Annotated in this window: 2 protein-coding genes; one reads left to right on the forward strand and one right to left on the reverse strand. The window is 47.6% G+C overall.

Annotated features, from left to right (window positions below):
- Positions 1 to 221 precede the first annotated feature (221 nt).
- Positions 222 to 908, reverse strand: coding sequence for a dethiobiotin synthase (gene bioD, locus PX636_RS06585; protein WP_002795898.1), 687 nt, complete (start codon positions 906 to 908; stop codon positions 222 to 224).
- A gap of 247 nt (positions 909 to 1,155) precedes the next feature.
- Between bioD and ilvB the strand changes: the two genes are divergently transcribed.
- Positions 1,156 to 3,009, forward strand: coding sequence for a biosynthetic-type acetolactate synthase large subunit (gene ilvB, locus PX636_RS06590; protein WP_002795897.1), 1,854 nt, complete (start codon positions 1,156 to 1,158; stop codon positions 3,007 to 3,009).
- The last annotated feature ends 212 nt before the right edge of the window (positions 3,010 to 3,221 follow it).

Below are 3,221 nucleotides of genomic sequence, written 5' to 3' on the forward strand. Positions count from 1 at the left end.
ACCCTACTATGAATTAACCCTACTATGAATTAACCCTACTATGAATTAACCCTACTATGAATTAACCCTACTATGAATTAACCCTACTATGAATCAACCCTACCCTTACCCCCCCGATGTCCTGTAGGGCTAATTCATGAATTAGCCCTACAATGGGTGTTGTCAAATTGAAAGATGCTGGGAATCAGCTTTGCCTTTTGCCTTGTGCCTTTTGCCTCGTCTCAACAAGCAATTTCAATGCTTGACAGCTTAATTTCTGGCCAACTAGCTACCACCGAGGCCAATTTATCCAAATCCCGACGATCTTCGATAAAGGGAAAAACACCTAAAACTGGACAATTAGTCAAGGATTGAATTAAATCGATCGGTGTTAACTGCTCTATTTCCGTCTCCGTGCGCGGTTCGAGACAATTAAGGATAATTCCGCCCAAATTGACCTTTTTTTGCTCTGCTAGGGCAATATTAGCCACCGTTTGGGAAATCGCTCCCAATTTCACCGGCACCACTAAAAGGGTTTTTAACCGCCATTGAGCCGCTAAATCCGCCAAAGTTAGCTCGTGGGTGACAGGACAACCTAAACCCCCCAAACCCTCAATTAAAACCAAATCTTGGCTTTTTTGTAGGTTCAGCAGAGCTTGCCACACCGTCCCCAAAGGAATATCTCGACCTTCCAAATCAGCAGCCACAGGAGGCGCTAAGGGTGCTTGATATTGCAGCGGTGTAATCATTTCTAATTGACCCTGAAATAAGCCCTCATACCATTCTCGATCGCCTTGACCCGTTTGCATTAATTTCATCAGCCCCAGGGCCTTGGAGGGATAGTATTTTTGCCAATAAGCCACTAAACCAGTGGTGACAACGGTTTTACCCGCGTCGGTATCCGTAGCCGCAATCAAAAGACTATTCATAAAACCCCCAAGCTCAGTCAAGATCAGGTGAAATCACCAGCATCTATTATCTTATCCCCACTTCCCCACTTCCCCACTTCCCCAGATATTGCATGGGTAAGATGCAAAAAGAAAAAAAACTGCAGCCAAAAAGGTGAGATGGAATACACTAAAAGTATAAGGTTATCAATTTTGCTATTTTTCAAGTTGCATCCTAGGCAACAGAATTGCAATTATCCCTCTAGTTAGAAATTGGACGGTTTGCCCTGTGGTTTCATCACTTCCCAAGCCCAATGACTCTTTAACAACGGTTCCCCAGCGTTGTTCTGGGGCTTATGCCTTGATGGACAGTCTCAAACGTCATGGCGTTAAGCACATCTTCGGTTATCCCGGAGGTGCGATCCTGCCCATCTATGACGAACTCTACCGCTTTGAAGAGCGGGGAGAATTACAACATATTTTAGTGCGCCACGAACAAGCGGCCGCCCATGCCGCCGATGCCTACGCTAGGGCCACCGGCAAAGTGGGGGTCTGTTTCGGTACTTCCGGCCCCGGGGCGACCAATTTGGTGACAGGCATCGCTAACGCACACATGGACTCCATCCCGATGGTAATTATCACCGGTCAGGTGAGTCGGGCGGCCATCGGTTCCGATGCTTTCCAAGAAACCGATATTTATGGTATTACTCTCCCGATTGTTAAACATTCCTATGTGGCTAGAAACGCCCGGGAAGTAGCGAGAATCGTCGCTGAAGCCTTCCATATCGCCAGTACAGGACGACCAGGACCGGTTTTAGTCGATATTCCCAAAGATGTCGGTTTAGAACTATGCGATTATATCCCCGTCGAACCGGGAGATGTGAAACTAACTGGCTATCGTCCCACGGTTAAGGGCAATCGCCGTCAAATCGAGGCCGCTTTACACCTCTTGGAAACCGCCGAAAAACCCTTACTTTACGTTGGCGGAGGTGCGATCGCAGCTAATGCCCACGCCCAAATTGCCGAGTTTGCCGAGCGTTTTCAGTTACCCGTCACCACCACGTTAATGGGGATCGGTGCTTTTGATGAACATCATCCCCTCTCGGTGGGAATGTTAGGAATGCACGGCACCGCCTACGCTAATTTTGCCGTGACCGAGTGTGATTTATTAATTGCCGTCGGCGCTCGTTTTGATGACCGAGTAACCGGAAAATTGGACGAATTCGCCTCGAAAGCTAAGGTAATCCATGTGGATATTGACCCCGCCGAAGTGGGCAAAAATCGCGCCCCTGATGTGCCGATTGTCGGGGATGTGCGGGTAGTTTTAGAACAAATACTCCAAAAAGCCAGAGAATTTGATTATCCCACTAACTGCGATCGCACCCAAGCTTGGTTAGCCCAGATCGAGCGCTGGCGACAAGATTATCCCCTGCAAGTACCTCGACCAGAAGGCAGACTTTCCCCCCAAGAAGTGATCGTTGAGGTGGGTCGTCAAGCACCCCACGCCTACTATACCACCGATGTGGGCCAGCATCAGATGTGGGCGGCCCAATTCCTCAAAAATGGACCCCGACGTTGGATTTCTAGCGCGGGATTGGGGACGATGGGTTTCGGTTTACCGGCTGCGATGGGGGTAAAGGTGGCTATTCCCGATGAGGAGGTCATCTGTATTAGTGGTGATTCCAGTTTCCAAATGAATCTACAGGAATTGGCCACCCTAACCCAATTTAATATTCATGCCAAGACGATTATTATTAATAATGGTTGGCAGGGTATGGTACGTCAATGGCAAGAAGCTTTCTATGGGGAACGTTATTCTAATTCCAATATGGAAGCGGGAATGCCGGATGTGGAACTGTTAGCCCAAGCTTACGGCATTAAAGGCATTACTATTCGCCATCGAGAGGAATTAGCCGCAAAAATTGCCGAAATGTTGGCCCATGATGGTCCGGTTTTGGTCAATGCGATCGTGACTAAGGATGAAAATTGTTATCCCATGGTCGCCCCCGGTCAAAGTAATGCCCGTATGATTGGTTTACCGAAAATTGTCACTGGGGGTTGTGAAATGCTCAATTGTCCCAGTTGTGGCGCGGTTAACAGTTGGAATAATAAATTCTGTCCTGAATGTGGGGCGAAATTGTAGCTGAAAATTGTTAATTAATTAACCAGCCTCCGTTATCCTTAACGGAGGTTTTTGGCTTTTTCTCTACTGTGTGAATATCATAAGTAGGTAGGCGTTAAAAATTATCAGAAGCCTCCTTAGTAAGGGGGATACCCCCGCCTATCGGCACCCCCCTTATCAAGGGGGGCAGGGGGGATCGAACCTAAAATCTATTCTTAATTTAAGTATAACCA

Origin of the sequence: Microcystis sp. M53598_WE2, assembly GCF_030067735.1 — a bacterium.
GTDB lineage: Bacteria > Cyanobacteriota > Cyanobacteriia > Cyanobacteriales > Microcystaceae > Microcystis > Microcystis aeruginosa.